Origin of the sequence: Ruegeria aquimaris, from assembly GCF_025751555.1 — a bacterium.
Taxonomy (GTDB): domain Bacteria; phylum Pseudomonadota; class Alphaproteobacteria; order Rhodobacterales; family Rhodobacteraceae; genus Ruegeria_B; species Ruegeria_B aquimaris.
Map to the genome: position 1 here is coordinate 52,542 of NZ_JAOWLB010000013.1, position 18,785 is coordinate 71,326.

The 18,785-nt window shown below is 63.5% G+C and carries 20 protein-coding genes and 1 tRNA gene; 8 read left to right on the top strand and 13 right to left on the bottom strand.

Annotation, left to right across the window (positions count from 1 at the left end; genetic code table 11):
* Positions 1-89 precede the first annotated feature (89 nt).
* On the top strand, positions 90-674 hold the full coding sequence (locus OE747_RS16510; RefSeq protein ID WP_263829655.1) for an HNH endonuclease: 585 nt from the start codon (positions 90-92) through the stop codon (positions 672-674).
* Positions 675-733: 59 nt separating this feature from the next.
* On the opposite strand, the gene OE747_RS16515 is transcribed toward OE747_RS16510, so the two are convergent.
* The 4 genes from OE747_RS16515 to rocF form a co-directional block, all read right to left on the bottom strand.
* A complete protein-coding gene (locus OE747_RS16515) occupies positions 734-1,069 on the bottom strand; it encodes a zinc ribbon domain-containing protein YjdM (protein ID WP_263829656.1) in 336 nt (111 codons plus the stop codon).
* A gap of 161 nt (positions 1,070-1,230) precedes the next feature.
* Positions 1,231-2,298 (bottom strand): ornithine cyclodeaminase, encoded by a 1,068-nt coding sequence (locus OE747_RS16520; protein ID WP_263829657.1) that lies wholly within the window; start codon positions 2,296-2,298, stop codon positions 1,231-1,233.
* A complete protein-coding gene (gene ctlX, locus OE747_RS16525; protein WP_263829658.1) occupies positions 2,295-3,224 on the bottom strand; it encodes a citrulline utilization hydrolase CtlX in 930 nt (309 codons plus the stop codon). Before ctlX ends, OE747_RS16520 begins: the two co-directional genes overlap by 4 nt.
* The gene (rocF, locus tag OE747_RS16530) at positions 3,221-4,147 is read right to left on the bottom strand and encodes an arginase (RefSeq protein ID WP_263829659.1); all 927 of its coding nucleotides are present in this window, start codon (positions 4,145-4,147) and stop codon (positions 3,221-3,223) included. The genes ctlX and rocF overlap by 4 nt, the downstream gene beginning before the upstream one ends.
* Positions 4,148-4,258: 111 nt before the next feature.
* Here rocF and OE747_RS16535 point away from each other — a divergent pair, with 111 nt between their 5' ends.
* Positions 4,259-4,684 (top strand): Lrp/AsnC family transcriptional regulator, encoded by a 426-nt coding sequence (locus OE747_RS16535; protein WP_263829660.1) that lies wholly within the window; start codon positions 4,259-4,261, stop codon positions 4,682-4,684.
* Between the two features lie 81 nt (positions 4,685-4,765).
* On the opposite strand, the gene OE747_RS16540 is transcribed toward OE747_RS16535, so the two are convergent.
* The gene (locus tag OE747_RS16540; RefSeq protein ID WP_263829661.1) at positions 4,766-5,227 is read right to left on the bottom strand and encodes a disulfide bond formation protein B; all 462 of its coding nucleotides are present in this window, start codon (positions 5,225-5,227) and stop codon (positions 4,766-4,768) included.
* The gene (locus OE747_RS16545) at positions 5,227-5,805 is read right to left on the bottom strand and encodes a YqaA family protein (RefSeq protein WP_263829662.1); all 579 of its coding nucleotides are present in this window, start codon (positions 5,803-5,805) and stop codon (positions 5,227-5,229) included. Before OE747_RS16545 ends, OE747_RS16540 begins: the two co-directional genes overlap by 1 nt.
* A gap of 140 nt (positions 5,806-5,945) precedes the next feature.
* Between OE747_RS16545 and OE747_RS16550 the strand changes: the two genes are divergently transcribed.
* Positions 5,946-6,031: transfer RNA gene (locus OE747_RS16550), tRNA-Leu, on the top strand.
* 166 nt (positions 6,032-6,197) lie between these two features.
* Here OE747_RS16550 and OE747_RS16555 read toward each other — a convergent pair.
* Positions 6,198-6,767 (bottom strand): YcbK family protein, encoded by a 570-nt coding sequence (locus OE747_RS16555; RefSeq protein ID WP_263829663.1) that lies wholly within the window; start codon positions 6,765-6,767, stop codon positions 6,198-6,200.
* A 362-nt stretch (positions 6,768-7,129) separates the two neighbouring features.
* Between OE747_RS16555 and OE747_RS16560 the strand changes: the two genes are divergently transcribed.
* From OE747_RS16560 to OE747_RS16575, 4 genes are read left to right on the top strand one after another with little or no spacing between them, the layout of a single operon-like run.
* A complete protein-coding gene (locus tag OE747_RS16560; RefSeq protein WP_404818331.1) occupies positions 7,130-8,743 on the top strand; it encodes a L,D-transpeptidase family protein in 1,614 nt (537 codons plus the stop codon).
* A gap of 35 nt (positions 8,744-8,778) precedes the next feature.
* Entirely contained in the window at positions 8,779-9,870 is a 1,092-nt protein-coding gene (lpxD, locus tag OE747_RS16565; protein WP_263829664.1) for a UDP-3-O-(3-hydroxymyristoyl)glucosamine N-acyltransferase, read from the top strand.
* 30 nt (positions 9,871-9,900) lie between these two features.
* A complete protein-coding gene (locus OE747_RS16570) occupies positions 9,901-10,158 on the top strand; it encodes an acyl carrier protein (protein WP_263829665.1) in 258 nt (85 codons plus the stop codon).
* A gap of 8 nt (positions 10,159-10,166) precedes the next feature.
* On the top strand, positions 10,167-11,375 hold the full coding sequence (locus tag OE747_RS16575; protein WP_263829666.1) for a beta-ketoacyl-[acyl-carrier-protein] synthase family protein: 1,209 nt from the start codon (positions 10,167-10,169) through the stop codon (positions 11,373-11,375).
* A gap of 69 nt (positions 11,376-11,444) precedes the next feature.
* Here OE747_RS16575 and OE747_RS16580 read toward each other — a convergent pair whose 3' ends face one another.
* Positions 11,445-12,059, bottom strand: coding sequence for an invasion associated locus B family protein (locus OE747_RS16580; RefSeq protein ID WP_263829667.1), 615 nt, complete (start codon positions 12,057-12,059; stop codon positions 11,445-11,447).
* 435 nt (positions 12,060-12,494) lie between these two features.
* Between OE747_RS16580 and OE747_RS16585 the strand changes: the two genes are divergently transcribed.
* Positions 12,495-14,045 carry a DUF853 domain-containing protein gene (locus OE747_RS16585; RefSeq protein WP_263829668.1) on the top strand — a complete coding sequence of 517 codons (1,551 nt, stop codon included), beginning with the start codon at positions 12,495-12,497 and terminating at the stop codon, positions 14,043-14,045.
* A gap of 6 nt (positions 14,046-14,051) precedes the next feature.
* Here OE747_RS16585 and OE747_RS16590 read toward each other — a convergent pair whose 3' ends face one another.
* The 5 genes from OE747_RS16590 to OE747_RS16610 form a co-directional block, all read right to left on the bottom strand.
* Positions 14,052-14,546: a DUF2306 domain-containing protein gene (locus tag OE747_RS16590; RefSeq protein ID WP_263829669.1), complete on the bottom strand. Its 495-nt coding sequence runs from the start codon at positions 14,544-14,546 to the stop codon at positions 14,052-14,054.
* A 199-nt stretch (positions 14,547-14,745) separates the two neighbouring features.
* Positions 14,746-16,050 (bottom strand): branched-chain amino acid ABC transporter permease, encoded by a 1,305-nt coding sequence (locus tag OE747_RS16595; protein ID WP_263829670.1) that lies wholly within the window; start codon positions 16,048-16,050, stop codon positions 14,746-14,748.
* Positions 16,047-17,057 carry a branched-chain amino acid ABC transporter permease gene (locus OE747_RS16600; RefSeq protein ID WP_263829671.1) on the bottom strand — a complete coding sequence of 337 codons (1,011 nt, stop codon included), beginning with the start codon at positions 17,055-17,057 and terminating at the stop codon, positions 16,047-16,049. Before OE747_RS16600 ends, OE747_RS16595 begins: the two co-directional genes overlap by 4 nt.
* 3 nt (positions 17,058-17,060) lie before the next feature.
* Positions 17,061-17,891 carry an ABC transporter ATP-binding protein gene (locus OE747_RS16605; RefSeq protein ID WP_263829672.1) on the bottom strand — a complete coding sequence of 277 codons (831 nt, stop codon included), beginning with the start codon at positions 17,889-17,891 and terminating at the stop codon, positions 17,061-17,063.
* Complete coding sequence (locus OE747_RS16610) at positions 17,888-18,676, bottom strand: ABC transporter ATP-binding protein (protein WP_263829673.1); 789 nt, start codon at positions 18,674-18,676, stop codon at positions 17,888-17,890. Before OE747_RS16610 ends, OE747_RS16605 begins: the two co-directional genes overlap by 4 nt.
* Positions 18,677-18,785: the final 109 nt, after the last annotated feature.

Consider the following 18,785-nt stretch of genomic DNA (forward strand, 5'->3'; position numbering starts at 1 on the left):
CCACGATATATAGTCAGTATCAAGCTGGAGCGGGCGCTCCCCGCTCCGGGTCAGGTCGGTGGCAATCCGGGACGAGGAGAGAGTCCAGAATGGATGGCGATTTCAGAACGGAGTTTGTACGGGAGCCTGGGGTGTTGAAACATCACCCGGCACTGGTTCTGAACGCGGATTACCGGCCATTGTCCTACTACCCGCTGTCGCTGTGGCCGTGGCAAGAGGCGATCAAGGCGGCCTGGCTCGACAGGGTCGACATTGTCGCCGAGTATGACGAGCTCGTCCGCAGCCCGAGCGTGGTGATCCGAATACCTTCGGTGGTGGTTCTCAAGGACTATGTGAAACCTCAGAAGCGCGTGGCCTTCACGCGCTTCAATTTGTTTTTGCGGGACGAATTCCGCTGCCAGTACTGTGGCGGCAAGGGCGATCTGACCTTTGACCACGTGGTTCCTCGGGCTGCCGGGGGCGTCACCAGCTGGGAAAACGTGGTCGCTGCCTGCGCCCCCTGCAACCTGCGCAAAGGGTCGAAATCCTTGCGTCAGGCGGGCATGGCCTTGCGTCGGCCGCCGCGTCGGCCACAGGCCGAAGAACTGCGCAATGTGGGCCGCAAGTTCCCGCCCAATCACCTGCATGACAGCTGGATCGACTATCTCTACTGGGATGCCGTGCTGGACGCCTGAGCGCCGGTTTTGACCGTTTTGTACAGCGTTTCAGACCCCGATTGACCGTTTTGTACCGGTCAGTCCGCTGCCTTTTTCACGAATTGCGACTTGAGCCCCATCTGGCCGATGCCGGGCAGCTTGCAGTCGATGTCATGATCGCCACCCACCAGGCGGATGTTGCGCACCTTGGTGCCGACCTTGACCACCGCCGAGGACCCCTTGACCTTGAGGTCCTTGATCACGGTCACCGTGTCGCCATCGGCCAGCAGGTTGCCGACACTGTCGCGGATCTCGGTCGCGGTCTCCTCCACAGCCTGCCATTCGTGACCGCATTCGGGGCAATTCAGCAGCGCGTCCACCTGATAGGTGAAAGCCGAGCCGCAGTCGGGGCAGGGGGGCAATGTATCGGTCATGCCCCCGCCTTACCGGCCCGCCCGGCCTCTGACAAGGGGCCGGTTCGCGCGGGAGGCGCGATGCCTCCGGCGGGTATATTTGCAGCAAGAGGAAAGAGCGGGGTCCACTCTTTCATTTCGCCGCAAATACTCCGGAGCGCGAGGCAGAGCCTCGCATGCCCTCAGCCCTTGGGAGGTGCCGCCCGTTGCAGCATGCCGAACAGGTCGCGCGGGTCGTCGGGGTCGGCCAGCAGGTCGAGCGCGTGATAAAGGCCGGTGGCCTGCAACTGGTCGCGCACGTAACGCAGGGCCGAGAAATCCTCGATGGCAAAACCCACGCTGTCAAACAGGGTGATCTGACGGTCAGAGCTGCGGCCCGGCACCTTGCCGGTGATCACCTGCCACATCTCGATCACCGGGTGGTCGGGCGCCAGCTGCTGGATCTCGCCTTCGATCCGGGTCTGCGGCGGGTATTCGACGAAGATGTCCGAGCGGTGCAGGATCGCCTCGGCGAGTTCGGTCTTGCCCGGGCAGTCGCCGCCGATGGCGTTGATATGCACGCCGGAACCCACCATGTTGTCGGTCAGGATGGTGGCATATTGCTTGTCGGCGGTGCAGGTGGTCAGGATCTGGGCACCTTCGATGGCCTGTTCGGAGCTGGTGCAGCTCACCACCTCGATGCCCTGACCGGTCAGGTTGCGGGCAGCCTTGGCGGTTGCGGCCGGATCGGTATCGTAGAGACGTACGGATTTCAGGCCGCAGATAGCCTTCATCGCCAGGGTCTGGAACTCGGACTGGGCGCCATTGCCGATCATCGCCATCGTATGCGCGCCCCTGGGCGCGAGGTATTTGGCGACCATGGCCGAGGTTGCGGCGGTGCGCAGCGCGGTCAGCATGGTCATCTCGCTCAGCAGCACCGGATAGCCGGTCTCGACCGCGGCCAGAAGGCCGAATGCGGTGACGGTCTGAAGCCCCTCCTTGGTGTTCTTGGGGTGGCCGTTCACGTATTTGAAACCGTAAAGCTCGCCATCCGAGGTCGGCATCAGCTCGATCACGCCGACGGGTGAATGGCTGGCCACGCGCGGGGTCTTGTCGAAGCTTTCCCAGCGGCGAAAGTCGGCCTCGATATAGCTGGCGATGCCGCGCATCATCTCTTCGACGCCGATATGGTGGATCAGGCGCATCATGTGGTCGACGGACACGAAAGGGACAAGCGCCTTGTCGGAGGGGGTGCTGGAAGAGAGGGTCATGCGGCGGTCCTTTGCGGGCGGCGTGTCAGGTGGATGCCGGCGATCATGCAGCGGACGGACCCGCCGGCGGTTTCGATGGTGGGGATCGCCAGCGGCAGCAGTTGTGCCGAGCGTTCGATCACCGCGATCTGATCGGGGGTCAGCGCCCTGTGGGCGCGGGCCGACAGCGCCAGCAGGCGACGATGACCGGTCAGTTCGATGGCGTTACCGGCAAACTCGCCGATCTGCTCCGGGGTGAGGTCGATGACGGTGCGACCGGTTTCCGCCAGACGTTCGGCGACGGTCCGGCGCCGCTCCGGGTCGGGGATCATCGACAGGCAGATCAGCGCATAGTCGGTGCCGATCCCCATCAGAACATTGGTGTGATAGACCGGGCAACCCTGTGCATCGGCTGCGTCGAAACAGATCGGTTCATAGTTGAAATGGGCGCAAAAGCGTTCCAGCAGCACCGGGTCGGCACGGTGCGAGCGGGCGACATAGGCGATGCGGCCGATATGGTCGAGCACCATGGCGCCGGTGCCTTCGAGCGCAAGCCCGTCCTGTTCCAGCCCGCTATAGTCGATCACGTCCGAGACGCGGTATTCGCGTTTCAACAGCTCGATCACGTCCGGGCGGCGCTCGCGGCGGCGGTTCTCGGCATACATCGGATAAAGCGCCACATGGCCACCGGTATGGGTGGAAAACCAGTTGTTGGGAAAGACGCTGTCGGGCGTGTCCTGTGCGCCGGTGTCGTCGAACACATGCACCCGGACACCCGCTGCGCGCAGGGTGGCGACGGCGGCGTCAAACTCGGCCAGGGCGCGCGGCGCGGTGTCGCCCGTGGCGCTGTCGGTCTGGAAGGCGTTGTCGGCGCGGGTTTCCGGGTTCGAACGGAACGCGTGCGGGCGGATCATCACCACCGCCTGGGGGGCCTGGATCGTGGTCATGAAAAGCTCCGCGTCGGGCGGTCGAAGACGCGGCGGCCCAGCGCCGATGCGGCCAGATCGACCATCAGCTGGGCGGTGCGGCCGCGTTCGTCGAGGAAGGGGTTGAGCTCGACCAGATCGAGCGAGGTCATCAGACCGCTGTCGCAGATCATCTCCATCACCAGATGGCCCTCGCGGATGGTGGCGCCGCCGGGCACGGTGGTGCCGACGGCGGGTGCGATGGCAGGGTCGAGGAAATCCACGTCGAGCGAGACATGCAGCAGGCCGTTGGCCGCCGCCACGGTGTCGAGGAAGGCCTGGAGCGGCTTGGCGATTCCGGTCTCGTCGATCTGGCGCATGTCGTGAAAGCGGATCTTGGTCTGTTGCAGCGCTTCGCGCTCGGCGCGGTCGACCGAGCGCAGGCCGAGGATGCAGATGTTGCGTTGCTTCACCGGGTTGGTGATCACCGGGAAACCGGCAAAGCCGCCGCGCCCGGTGACATAGCCCAGCGGCGTGCCGTGCAGGTTGCCCGAGGCGGATGTTTCCGGTGTGTGATAGTCGCTGTGGGCATCGAGCCAGAGCACGAATTGCGGGCGCCCGACGCGGGCGGCGTGGTTGGTCACGCCCGCCACGCTGCCGAGCGCCAGCGCGTGATCGCCACCCAGAAAGATCGGCAGGCCGCGCGGCATCGCCTGTTCGGCGGCGCGGATCAGGCGGTTGGTCCAGCCGATGGTGCGGTTGGGCTGATGCAGATGGGTGTCGTTCGGCTCGGGCGCGTGTTCGGCGGGTGAGAGATTGCCGAGATCCTCGACGATATGGCCGAGATCGGAGAGCGCCTCGGCAAGACCGGCGGTGCGGTAGGCGTCGGGGCCCATCAGGCAACCGGTGCGGCGCTTGCCGCTGTCCACGGGGGCACCGATCAGGATACAACGTTTGGGAGTCATCTGTTCGCTTTGGGTTTTTGCAGGGTTGCGCCAATTTCTGGTCGATTTGCGTTGAAACCAAGTGGGAAATTTGGTCATATCGTCGTTGGATTGATCAAATTGGGCATCAGGATGGACAAAACGGATGAACGCCTGATTGCCGCGCTGAGGCATGACGCGCGCGCGTCGCTGTCGGATCTGGCATTGCAGCTGGACCTGTCGCGCACCACGGTGCGGGCGCGGATCGAGCGGCTGGTGCAGCGGGGAGATATCCTGGGGTTCTCGGTGGTCCTGAAAGAGGATGTGCTGAACGATCCGGTGCGCGGGCTGATGATGATCGAGATCGAGGGGCGCGGCGCGGCGCGGGTGACGCGGCAGTTGCAGGGGCTGAAGGAGGTGCGGGCGATCCACTCGACCAATGGCCGCTGGGATCTGATTGTGGAACTGGGCACCGAGACGCTGGAGGATCTGGACACGGCGCTGGCCAAGATCCGGATGTTCGAAGGGGTGCAGGCGAGCGAGACGAGCCTGTTGCTGTCAACCAAGAAATCGACGTGAAGGGGGCGCTGCCCCCGTCGCGCGGACGCGCGACTCCCCCGGAGTATTTTTAAGCGAAATGAAGAGCTTGTGAGGGCGGCGTCAGGCGCGGCGGGTTGCGGCCACGATCCAGATGAGCGCCAGCGCCAGCGAGATCAGGCCGTTCCACCCGGCCATGGAGATGCCCAGCATCTGCCAGGGGATCTCGTCGCAGCGCACCAGCGGCGCATTCATGATCTGCTCCATCAGCTGTTCGGCGCTGAGCCCGCCGATCGGGCCGGAGGTGCAGGTTGTGGGGCCTTCCCACCAACCCTGTTCGACCCCGGCGTGAAAGAAACCGATGGCAGAGGTGGTCAGCGCCGCAAGCGCCCCGGCCCAGGGCAGGAACCGCCAGCAGGTGGCCAGCGCCAGTGCGCCGATCAGCACCGCCGCGCCATGCGGATACCGCTGCCAGATGCACATCTTGCAGGGCGCCAGACCGCCGATGTACTGGAAGCCCCAGGCGCCCAGGAGAAGTGCGGCGGAACCGCCGGCGGCCAACATGATCAGGGTTTTGCGGGACATCACAGATACCTCACCAGAAGAAAGCCGCCGATGAGCAGCGCCATGAAGACGGTCAGCACAAGACCCAGGCGTTTTTCGATGAAATCGCGGACCGGTGCGCCGAATTTCCAAAGGAGCGCGGCGACCAGGAAGAAGCGCAGCGCGCGGGCCAGGATCGAGGTGGCCACAAAGGTCGTGAGCGGCATGCCGGTCCAGCCCGACATGATGGTGATCACCTTGTAGGGGAAGGGGGTCACCCCCGCCGTCAACACCGCCCAGAAGCCGAAATCGTTGAATCGGGTGTTGAACGCCTCCATCGCCTCGGCCTTGCCCATGGCCTGAAGGATGGGCGCGCCGATGCTCTCGTAAAAGAAGGCGCCGATGGCATAGCCCAGAAGCCCGCCCAGCACCGAGGCGACCAGCGCCACCAGCGCGATGGCCCAGGCGCGCGAGGGGCGGGCCAGAATCATCGGAATCATCAGGAGATCGGGCGGGATCGGGAAGACCGAGCTTTCCAGAAAGGCGACCAGTGCCAGCACCCACATCGCCTGGGGATGATCGGCCAGGGCCATGGTTCTGTCGTAGAGTGATTTGAGCATCTTGCGCGCGTGTCCAAGCCTGCCCGGCTGCAAATCACGACCGGAAACCGGGGTCAACCGCCTTGCCATACGAAAGCGGATGGTCGCCGCTTTTTCGCTCTGGACCTTCGTCGCGGCTGCGGATAATTCAGGGGCAGGTGGCCCAAGTGGCGGAATGGTAGACGCAGGGGATTCAAAATCCCCCGCCTTCACGGGCGTGAGAGTTCGAGTCTCTCCTTGGGCACCACTATTCAGTTCAGACGCGTTGGTTTCGTTCGATGGGGCAGTCGGCCGGTGTCGGCCTGCGGTTCATGTCGCCGTCGCGTCCAGCCCCCCGGATGCGGGCATGCAGCAACGCAAAACCCCCGCACGGGTGTACGGGGGGCACAAGCCTGATTGACCTGAATGCGGTGTCAGCCGCCCCAGGTGCGGATATCTCCGCAATCCATATGCACGAAGTTCGACCGATAGTATTTGCCGACGCCACCCGCCCGGCACGAGGCCGCGGCATTGGCAATCTGGCTGACCGAGCGCGACGCCAGCCGCAGGTCGGCGGCCTGACCCTGCATATGCAGGGAATTGCGCGCCACGCCGCGCGACTTGCTGCGCAGCATCGCGTTGGTCTGCGGGCTGCGGTAGCCCGAGAGCAGCATGTAGGGTTCGTTCACGTCGAGCAGGTTGTGCGATGCGGCCATGATGTCGATCGTGCGCAGATCCATGGTTTTGACCTGATCGACGCGCCAGTCGCGCATGAAGAAGTTGATCTCTTTGACCGCGTCCTTGATGTAATCGCCGTCGATCCAGTAGACCATGTCAAGCCGCTCGCCGGTGCGGCCCGAATACATGCGAATGCGGCGGATATCGCCGCCGCCCCGCAGGAACCCTGCGGCCATCGAATAGGTTGGAGCGGCTGTAACAGCTGTGGCGGCAAAAGCCCGTAAGAGTGCGCGCCTTGAAAGGCCCGAAGAACTGGTTTCCGTCATCTGACTTTCTGTCCCGTGCGTGTCCTGCCTGCGCACGATGTTACGTGCACATTGTTAATTTCCATCCCCCAGATGCCGGGGTTTATGGCATAGAGGGATTCGTTCTCCAAGAATTCTTTCAGAAACTTGAGGTTGAAGGGGAATTTTCGGCAGATTTTCGCCCAAACAGGTGATGCAGTCTCCTCTATTCTGAGCCATGGCGCGCGGTCAGCGGGGGCGCGGCGATGCATCCACGCATCATCCGGGACATGATTTTGCGACATGATAAGATTGTGAATGGACTTTACTGTCTTCTTCCTAGGAGACTTTTGGGACCTCCTCCGGCTATTGAAAACAACGACTTGGTTTCAGGGAAACACCACATGGCTTCGACATTCCGACTTCGCTTTCGCCCCTTGATGGCCGCCACGGTTCTGGCCAGCGCGCTGGTGTTCTGGCCGGTGTCGGGTGCGATGGCGCAGGTAACCGCCTATAAGCAGGCTTTGGCCGAAGCGAGTTATGGTGACGAGGCGATTGGCGCGTTTTACCGGCAGAACAGGTATCAGCCGGTGTGGACCGGTGAGGGCGAGCTGTTCCGCGCCCGCCGCGCCGCCCTGATCGAGGCGCTGTCGCTGGCCGAAATCCACGGGCTGCCCGCGGCACGCTATGATGTCGACGGGTTGAGGGCGAAAATGACGGCGGCCCGCACGGTGCGGGACATGGGCCTGCTCGAGGTCGAGATGAGCCGTGTCTTTGCCCGGTTCGCGGGCGATATCCAGAGCGGGTTCCTGACCCCCTCGAAGATCGACGAGGGCATGGTGCGGGTGGTCGAGCGGCGCGGCGCGCAGGAGTATCTGAGCGAGATGCAGGCCGGGGACCCCGGCCGCTATCTGCGCGGGCTGGCGCCCGCAACCAGCCAGTACCGCGCGCTGCTGAAGCTCAAGCTTGGTCTGGAGCAGGATCTGGCCCGCGGCGGCTGGGGGCCGACGGTGCCGGGCGGCAAGCTGTCGCCGGGCGATACGGGGACGCGGGTGGTGCAACTGCGCAACCGGCTGATCGCGATGGGATACATGGACCGCAGCGCCGCGGCGAGTTATGACGGGACGCTGCAAAAGGCGGTGCAGGCGTTCCAGGTGGCGCATGGGCTGGAGCCGGACGGGGTGGCGGGCGATGCCACGCTGGAAGAGATCAACAGGTCCGTTGCGGACCGGCTGAAATCGGTGATCGTGGCGCTGGAGCGCGAGCGCTGGCTGCCACGCGACCGGGGCGAACGGCATATCCTGGTCAACCAGACAGATTTTACCGCCAAGATCGTCGATCACGGGCGTGTAACATTTGAGACTCGTTCCGTTATCGGGATGAACACATCGGACCGCCGCAGCCCCGAATTCTCGGACGAGATGGAGCATATGGTGATCAATCCGAGCTGGTATGTGCCGCGCTCGATCATCACCAAGGAGTATCTGCCCAAGCTGCGGGCAAACCCGAATGCGGTGCGGCACCTGGAGATTACCGACAGCCGGGGCCGTCAGGTCAATCGCGACGCGTTGGATTTCAGCCAGTTTTCGACCCGCAGCTTTCCCTTTGCCATGCGTCAGCCGCCGGGCAAGGGCAATGCGCTGGGTCTGGTGAAGTTCATGTTTCCCAACAAGTACAATATCTACCTGCACGACACGCCGCAGAAACACCTGTTCGCGCGCGAGGTGCGGGCGTTTTCGCATGGCTGTATCCGGCTGGCGCAGCCTTTTGAGTTTGCCTATGCGCTGCTGGCGGCACAAGAGGCCGATCCCGAAAGCTTTTTCCACGGGGTGCTGAACACCGGCCGGGAAACCAAGGTGGAACTGACCCGGCACGTGCCCGTGCATATCATCTATCGCACCGCTTATGTGGACGACCGGGGCGCTCCCGGCTATCGCCGCGACGTCTATGGGCGGGATGCGAAGATTTGGGATGCGATGAGCCGCGCGGGGGTGGTCCTGTCGGCGGTTCAGGGGTAAGTCTGCGGGGCACCAACAGCTGACGGGCCCGTTTCATGCGCTTTACCATTTCACAGATCGCCGCTGCCATCGGAATGGAGGCGGAGGGCGATCTTGACCTGACGATTCTGCGTGCCACCGAACCGGCGGATGCGGGGCCCGACGACCTGGCGCTGGCGATGTCACCGAAATATGCCGAGGCGCTGGGGCAGGGCAAGGCCCGTGCGGCGCTGTTATGGCCGGGGGCCGATTGGCAGGAAATGGGGCTGAAGGCCGCGATCCTGGTGCCAAGGCCGCGCCTGGCGATGGCGGGTCTGACGGCGATGCTGGATCCGGGGCAGGGGGTGGAACCGGGGATACATCCCACGGCGGTGATCGACCCCAGCGCGGTGATCGGTGCCGATGTCCGCATCGGGCCGCTGAGCGTCGTGGGCGCGCGGGCGCGGATCGGTGACGGCGCGGTGATCGGGCCGCATTGCGTGATCGGCATGGATGCGGTGCTGGGCCGGGGCGCCTGGCTGCGCGAGATGGTCAGCATCGGCGCGCGCGTCACCATTGGTGACCGGTTCATTGCTCAACCGGGCGCGCGGATCGGTGGTGACGGTTTCTCCTTTGTGACGCCTGAGGTGTCGGGGGCGGAAAACGCCCGCAAGACGCTGGGCGATCAGGGTGAGGCCAAGGCGCAGGCCTGGACCCGCATCCACTCGCTGGGCTCGGTCGAGATCGGGGACGATGTCGAGGTAGGCGCCAATTGCACCGTCGATAACGGCACCATTCGCAATACCCGGATCGGGGATGGCAGCAAGCTCGACAATCTCGTTCATGTCGGCCACAACACCCGCGTGGGCCGCGATTGTCTGCTGTGCGGCCAGACCGGGGTGTCAGGCTCGGTCGAGATCGGCAACAACGTTGTGCTGGGCGGCCAGACCGGGGTGGTCGACAATATCTTTATCGGCGACGGGGTGATTTCGGGCGGTGGTACCAAGATCCTGTCCAATGTGCCCGCAGGCCGGGTGATCATGGGCTATCCCGGTGTGAAGATGGAAACACATACCGAAATCTACAAGGCGCAGCGGCGACTGCCCCGTTTGATGCGGGATCTGGATGCGCTGAAAAAGGCGGTTTTCAAACCGGGTTCCAGCGACTAAATCAACCCCAGATCACCACAGGGGACTGAAATGAGCATCAGTGACCGCGTCATCGCCATCATCGCAGATCAGGCCGTGCTGGAACCATCGGACGTGAGCCCGGACAGCACATTGGAGGACCTGGGCATCGACAGTCTGGGTCTGGTCGAGAGCATCTTTGCCATCGAGGAAGAGTTCGATATCTCGATCCCGTTCAACGCCAATGAACCGACGCAGAGCGATTTCGACATTTCGAACGTGGCCGCGATCATCGCGGGCATCGAAAAGCTCGTGTCGGAAAAGGCCTGATAGCACCCATGAAACGGGTTGTCATCACCGGGGCCGGCACGATCAACGCGCTGGGGCATTCGGTGCCCGCCACATTGGAGGCCATGCGCGAGGGCGTTTGTGGGATCGGTGAGCTTGAGTTTCGCGATGTGGAGCGGCTGGCCATCCGCATTGGTGGCCAGGTCCGCGGGTTCGAGGCCGAGGGCCGGTTCAATCGCCAGCAGATGTCGCTCTATGACCGGTTCACCCAGTTCACCCTGACCGCTGCCAAGGAGGCGATTGCGCAATCCGGGCTGGAGTTTCACGGCGAGCTGTCGGCGAAATCAGGTGTGGTGCTGGGTACCGCCGGGGGCGGTGTCAGCACCTGGGACGAGAATTACCGGTCTGTCTATGAAGAGGGCAAGAACCGGGTCCATCCGTTTGTCGTGCCCAAGCTGATGAACAACGCCGCCGCCAGCCATGTGTCGATGGAGCACAATCTGAAGGGGCCGTCGTTCACGGTGTCGACGGCCTGTGCCTCGTCCAATCACGCAATGGCGCAAGCCTTTGCCATGGTGCGCAGCGGCATGGCGCCGGTGATGGTCACCGGCGGCTCGGAATCGATGCTGTGTTTCGGCGGGGTCAAGGCCTGGGAAGGGTTGCGGGTGATGTCCAAGGACGCCTGCCGCCCGTTCAGCGCCAATCGCAACGGCATGGTGCAGGGCGAGGGCGCGGGCATTTTCGTTTTCGAGGAATACGAGCATGCCAAGAAACGCGGGGCCGAGATCCTGTGCGAGGTGTCCGGATTCGCGATGTCCTCGGACGCATCCGATATCGTGATGCCATCGAAACAGGGCGCGGCACGTGCGATGGCCGGGGCCCTGGCCGATGCCGGGATCGACCCGGGCAAGGTGGGCTATATCAACGCCCATGGCACCGGCACCGCAGCCAATGACAAGACCGAATGCGCCGCGGTGGCGGATGTGTTCGGGCGGCATGCAGACAGTCTGATGATTTCCTCCACCAAGTCGATGCATGGCCATCTGATCGGCGGTACCGGCGCGGTGGAGTTGCTGGCCTGTATCATGGCGCTGCGCGACGGGGTGATCGCGCCCACCATCGGTTACGAGGAGCCGGACCCGGAATGCGCGCTGGACGTGGTGCCGAACGTGGCGCGCGAGGCCAAGGTCGAGGTGGCACTGAGCAACGCCTTTGCCTTTGGCGGGCTCAACGCGGTGCTGGCGCTGCGCCGGGTCTGACCATCGGCACGCATGAAAAAAGGCCGCCGGGGGATAACCTCGGCGGCCTTTTTCATGTGTCATGCGATGTCAGTTCGACACCACGTCGACCTTTTCATAACCGGCGGTGAAGCCCTTGAGTGACATCTTCAGGCGCACCACCTGGTCCGGGGCCGGAGCCGGGACCAGCGAGACGATGGCCTCGGCGCCCTTCTGCATGGCTTCGATATCGCCCTGGGTCAGGCCGATCTGCGCCACGCAGCCGATCGGGTTGCAGAAGGAATAGTTGTAGCGCTTGCCCGGGGCGCCGTTGATCGAGATGGTCAACTGCGCCGGCAACAGGGTTTCCAGCGGCACGATGACGGTGGCGCCGGCCACGGCGACGCCGCCTTCGGCCAGGCGGAACATCGAGAATTCGGCCATCGGGTTGCCCTTGTCATCGGTCAGGATCTGCAACAGCGAACAGGGGTCGGTTTCTTCCTCGGTCTTGATGCAGGCGAGGTCCCAGTCACCGGTCTTTTCCTTGGAGTAGCGCTGTCCCAGCTGCGGGTCGGTGCCCACGGGTTGGCCGAGGTCGAGAAGCTGATCGGCGGTCTTTTCCTGAGCCGCCGGGGCCGCTTCGCCCGATTGCTCGGTGGTTTGCGCGGCAACCGAGGTGGCCAGCGCCAGCAGGGCGGCGGAAAGCGTAAACAGGGTCTTGGTCATGAATGCCTCATCAAGAGAATGGCTGCTCAAAGTCCCTCTATCATGCGCGATCAGGACTGTCAGGCGCAAACACGCGTCCTAGCAGGGAATTGCTCAGGCCCGTGAAAAGAAAGAAAGGGAACCCGTTGTCAGGTTCCCTTTGCTATTTTGCTCCCCGTCGGACTGGCCGACTTAGTATTATGGCGAGACGTTACGAAAGCCGTGCCAGTGGGTCAACAGCTAAGACGCGGATTTTGCTGAAATCGGGCCAAATACCTGTTGCTGCACTGTTTTTGACCATTCAGTCGAAAAAAGCCGTGCCCGAAGGCACGGCCAGTCTGACAGGGAGGAAGCCCCGATCCGGCACGATGGCCTAAGGGGCAATTGGGACTATCGCAGCCAAAGGTTAAGTTTGTATGGTCTGGGTGAAACGATAGAATTTGAGGCAAGAACCCGATGGACGGAAAGATTTTTCTTGGCGGCGGCGGATCCGATTACGGGGTCGGCCAGTGGCTGGATCTGAAATACGCAAACCGGCATGGCCTGATCGCGGGGGCCACCGGCACCGGCAAGACGGTGACGCTGCAAATCCTGGCCGAGGGGTTTTCGGATGCGGGCGTGCCGGTGTTCATGGCCGACGTGAAGGGCGACCTGTCGGGTATGGCGAAGTCGGGATCGGCGGCCCACAAGCTGCATGGGCCGTTCACCGAGCGGGCGGAAAAGATCGGGTTCGAGGGGTATGACTATCGCGCCTGTCCGGTGACCTTCTGGGATCTCTTCGGTGAGCAGGGGCATCCGGTGCGCACCACGGTGGCCGAGATGGGGCCGCTGTTGCTGTCGCAACTGCTGGAGCTGAGCGAGGCGCAGGAGGGCATCCTGAACATCGCCTTCCGGCTGTCGGACGAGGAGGGGCTGCCGCTGCTGGACCTCAAGGACTTGCAAGCGCTGCTGGTCTGGATCGGCGAGAACGCCAAGTCGCTGTCGCTGCGCTATGGCAATATCTCGACCGCCTCGGTGGGGGCGATCCAGCGGCGTCTTCTGGTGATCGAGAATCAGGGCGGCACGCAGCTGTTTGGCGAACCGGCGCTGGATCTTGGTGACCTGATGCGCCTTGATGCCGAGGGGCGCGGCATGGTCAATATCCTAGCCTCGGACAAGCTGATGGCCTCGCCCAAGCTTTATGCCACTTTCCTGTTGTGGCTGTTGAGCGAGCTGTTCGAGGAACTGCCCGAGGTGGGCGATCCGGACAAGCCGAAACTGGTGTTCTTTTTCGACGAGGCGCATCTCTTGTTCGATGACGCGCCGAAGGCGCTGATCGACAAGGTGGAACAGGTGGCGCGGCTGATCCGGTCCAAGGGGGTGGGGGTCTATTTCATCACCCAGAACCCGGCCGATGTGCCCGAGGATATCCTGGGCCAGCTGGGCAACCGCATCCAGCACGCGCTGCGCGCCTTTACCGCCAAGGACCGCAAGAACCTGCGGCTGGCGGCGGAAACCTATCGTGAGAACCCCGCCTTCGATACCGAGGATGCGATCCGGGACGTGGGCGTGGGCGAGGCGGTGACCTCGCTGTTGCAGAAGAAGGGCGTGCCCGGGATCGTCGAGCGCACGTTGATCCGGCCGCCCGCGTCGCAACTGGGACCGATCGACCCGGCGGAACGCCGGGCGATCCTGAACAGTTCCGACATGGCGGGCAAGTATGACACGCCGCTGGATCGGAAATCGGCGTTCGAGATCCTCGCCAAACGGGCCGAGATGGCGGCACGGGAGGCCGAGGAAGCTGAAGTGAAAGCCGAGGAGGCCAGCCCCTGGGAGCGTGAATACAACTCGGCCCGTCGCTACTCCGGCAGCCGGGTGAGCCGGTCGTCCTCGCGGGCGCCGAAGCGCAGCAAGAAAGAGGATACGCTGACCAGCGCCATGGGCGAGGCGGTGATCAAGGAGCTGAAGGGCACCACCGGCCGCCGCATCGTGCGCGGCATTCTGGGTAGCCTGTTCAAGGGGCGGTGATGGGGGCTAGTGGCGCTCTCGGCGCTGTTGTTTGAACAGGATGAGTTCGAGCAGGGCCAGCCAGGGCAGGTAGAAGCCGTAGTTCATGAACAAATCGAAGGCGCCGGAGAAGTCCGGCGTCGACGCCAGCCCGTCGGTGGCAATGTACCAGATCGTGTATTGCATCCGATAGAGCCATGATCCGATGGCAAGAACGAACAAGCGCAGGGCCCAGCGCCTGTGGTGTTCGATGTTGCGAGCGATGGCAAAGCGAAACGCTTGTACGGCCGCCAGGCCGGTCAGGCCGCCGTACAAGGCAAACCCCGCATCCATGGCTGTGCCGCCGATCGTTCCGCGCAGGGCGATGTAGATCAGCCCGGCCAGGGCCGTGAGAATGGCGCACAGGATCAGCATTCTGCCGGTGACCCGGTGCAGAGCGGGCCAGTTTCGGCGGAGCCAGGGGAACAATTGCAGCGGCGCAAGGAAAGACAGGAGCGACCCGGCCAGCATATGAACAAACACGGATATGTTGGTCAGCCAGGCGCCGGACTGGAACAGATAGGTCTCGCCGGACAGATCTTGGGTCAGCCCCGTCAGGCCGAACTGAGCTGCGTAGATTGCAAAAGGCAGGATTGCCAGAATCAGGAGCAGAAGGCCGGCGGCGTAGACCGCCGGCCTGGATTTTTCGCGCCAAGTTGGCGGGGCTACCCCATCAGAAGGCTCATTTCTCGGGGATCAGCCCGCGCGGGCTGAACCTGAGAACAAGGAGCAGGATGATCCCCATGGTCAAGAGGCGCATATGGGCGGCGCTGTCGATCAGGTGCGATTTCAGCGCGCTGCCCTCGGGCAGGCCGAAGGTGATCACGTTCATCAGCCACAGGCCCAGCGGCTCGACCTGGACCCAGAGGAACCAGATCAGCATCGCCCCCAGCACGGCGCCAAAGTTGTTGCCCGAGCCGCCGACGATGACCATCACCCAGATCAGGAAGGTAAAGCGCAGCGGCTGGTAGGTGCCCGGTGTCAGCTGGCCGTCGAGCGTGGTCATCATCGCACCGGCGATGCCGCAGACGGCAGAGCCCAGCACAAAGACTTGCAGGTGGCGGCGGGTGACATCCTTGCCCATCGCCTCGGCGGCGACCTCGTTGTCGCGGATGGCGCGCATCATCCGGCCCCAGGGGCTTTTCAGGGCCATCTGCGCCATCCACAGGAGGGCGAGCAGCACCACGGTGAAGAGGACCGAGTAGCCGAGCTTGACATAGAGGGTCGAGGCGGTGACCGGGTCGAGGCCCAACGACGCAGCACTTTCGACAAAGCCGGGATCGTTTTGCAGGTCGATCTCGTAGGGGACGGGGCGGGGCAGGCCGATCACGTTCTTGACGCCGCGCGCCAGCCAGTCCTCGTTCTTCATCACCGCGATGATGATCTCGGCGATGCCGAGCGTGGCAATGGCGAGATAGTCGGAACGCAGGCCCAGCGCCGTCTTGCCGATCAGCCAGGCCGCGCCCGCGGCCAGCAGGCCACCGGCGGGCCAGGCGAGCAGCACCGGCAGGCCCAGGCCGCCGATATTGCCGGCGGCGGCCGGGTTGATCGCCTCGACCGCCATGACATTTGGGTCGAACACGGCGCGGTAGATCACGAAACCGGCGATCAGCACCACCAGAATGGTCAGGGTTCTGCTGCGCCCCTTGGGCATCCGTTTCGTCGCCATCACGGCGGCGAACACGGTGGCAGCCCCCAGCAGCAGCGCCAGCACGATGCCCCAGCCGCCCGCCGACCAGGCCTCGGGCGAGATCGGTTCGGAGACCAGCACCACGGCAAGGCCGCCCAGCGCCACAAAGCCCATGATGCCGACGTTGAAGAGGCCGGCAAAGCCCCATTGCAGGTTCACGCCGATGGCCATGATGGCCGAGATCAGCCCCATGTTGACGATCAGGATGGCCGAGTTCCAGCTTTGCATGAAGCCGGTGATCACGACCAGGGCGGCCACACCCAGGAACAGGGCGGTATTCTTCACTGTCTCGGTCATACCGCTTTCCCCTTGAAGAGGCCCGTAGGCTTGAACAGCAGCACGATCAGCAGGATGACAAAGCTGACCGCGAATTTGTAATCGGTGCTCAGGAGCTGGACGAGGCCGTCAGGCTCCATCCCGGCGGGGGCGAAGTAGCCCAGCACCTTTTTCCAGGCATAGGTCACGGTGACCTCGGAAAAGGCGATGACAAAGCCGCCCGCGATGGCGCCCAGCGGGCTGCCCAGACCGCCGACGATGGCCGAGGCGAAGATCGGCAGCAGCAGCTGGAAATACACGAAGGGCTTGAAGCTCTTGTCGAGGCCATAGAGCACGCCCGCCGTGGTGGCCAGCGCCGCCACGATAAGCCAGGTGTACATCACCACCCGTTCGGGGTTGATGCCCGACAGGAGCGCCAGATCCTCGTTGTCGGAATAGGCGCGCATCGACTTGCCGGTGCGGGTCTTGTTGAGGAACCAGAACAGCAGCGCGACGCAGATCACCGCCACGACGACGGTCAGCGCCTGGGTCGACTTGATCGCCAGCCCCTCTTCCAGCCCGGTCATCTTCTTGAAGTCGCGGGCCGAGATCAGGAAGCGTTCGCCATCTGCGAAGTTCTGATCGTTGGGGCCGATGATGAAGCGCACAAGGCCGTTCATGATGAACATCACGCCCATCGACACGATGACCAGGATCACCGGCTTGGCCTTTTGTTCGCGGTAGAAGCGATAGACCATGCGATCGGTGACCAGCACCAGGACCATGCAACCCAGGATGCCGAAAGGCAGGGCCAAAAGCGCGGTGGGCAGCGGGCCAAGGCCGATGCCCATGGATTGCAGCCACCAAGTGACCAGCACCGTGATCATGGCGCCAAAGGCCATGGTATCGCCATGGGCAAAGTTCGAGAACCGCAGGATGCCATAGATCAGCGTCACCCCCAGCGCGCCCAGCGCCAACTGGCTGCCATAGGCGATGGCGGGGATCAGCACGAAGTTCGAAAGCGCCACGAAGGCGTTGAGAAGGTCCATGTCTCAGCCTCCCAGGAAAGATTTGCGCACTTCGGGATCTTCGAGCAGTTCCTTGCCGGTGCCGGTAAAGGCGTTGCGGCCCTGAACCAGCACATATCCCTTGTCGGCGATGGCGAGCGCCTGCTTTGCGTTCTGCTCGACCATCAGGATCGGCAGGCCGGTGCGGCTGACCTCGATGATGCGGTCAAACAGCTCGTCCATCACGATGGGGCTGACGCCCGCGGTGGGTTCGTCCAGCATCAGCACCTTGGGCTTGGTCATCAGCGCACGGCCCACGGCGACCTGCTGGCGCTGGCCGCCCGACAGCTCTCCGGCGGCCTGATAGCGTTTCTCGCGCAGGATCGGGAACAGGTCATAGACCTGCTCCATCGTGTCGCGGATGTCGTCGCGGCGGATGAAGGCGCCCATTTCCAGGTTCTCTTCGACCGTCATCGAGGTGAAGATGTTCGAGGTCTGCGGCACGAAACCCATGCCCTTGACCACCCGGTCCTGGGGCGTGAGCCTGGTGATGTCCTCGCCATCCAGCCGGACCGATCCGGAACGGACGTCGAGCATGCCGAACACCGCCTTCATCGCGGTCGACTTGCCCGCGCCATTGGGTCCGACGATGACGGCGATTTCGCCCGGGTTCACCGCGATGGTGCATTCATGCAGGATGTCGGGACCCTTGCCGTAACCGCCGGTCATGGTGTCGCCGATCAGAAACGGGCCGCCATCGACCTTGGTCGTCGGGCCGCTCTTGCGATGGGCGGGCGTCATGGTGCCGATGCCCTTGGTATTGGTGATCGAGGCGTCCTTGTTGCCGCGACCGTCCTGATAGGGATTGCCGCTCATGCGCCTGCCTCCAGCTTTTCCTTGTTCTTCAGGCCGGTGCCCAGATAGGCCTCGATCACATGCTCGTTGGCCTTGATCTCGTCCAGCGTGCCCTGGGCCAGAACCCGGCCCTCGGCCATGCAGATGACCGGATCGCAGATCTTGCCGATGAAATCCATGTCATGCTCGATCACGACAAAGGTATAACCGCGTTCCTTGTTGAGCCGCAGGATGGTGTCGGCAATGGTCATCAGCAGGGTGCGGTTCACACCGGCGCCGACCTCGTCCAGGAACACGATCTTGGCGTCCACCATCATGGTGCGGCCCAGTTCCAGCAGCTTCTTCTGCCCGCCCGAGACCTGGCCCGCCTTGTGATCGGCCAGATGGCTGATGGTCAGGAATTCAAGTACCTCGTCGGCCTTGGCGCGCAGCGCGCGTTCCTCGTCCGCGATCCGCTTGCGTCCGAACCAGGTGTTCCACAGCGTCTCGCCCGACTGGCCGCCCGGCACCATCATCAGGTTCTCGCGGCAGCTCATCGAACTGAATTCATGCGCGATCTGAAAGGTCCGGAGCAGCCCCTTGTGGAACAGCTCGTGCGGCGGCAGGCCGGTGATATCCTCGCCATCCATGGTGACCTTGCCGCTGGTGGGCGGCAGCACGCCGGCGATCACGTTGAACAGGGTGGTCTTACCGGCTCCGTTCGGCCCGATCAGGCCGGTGATGGAGCCCTTGGCGATTTCCAGCGTCGCACCATCGACAGCATGGAACCCGCCGAAGTGCTTGTGCACGTCTTCGACGACGATCATGTTTTCCCCCGAGGCCGCATACATTGCGCAGCCCTGTTGTTTGTTGCCTCATCCCCTTTGCGAGGTGCGGCCTTTTGTCATTGAAACAGCCCGGACACAAGGCCCGGGC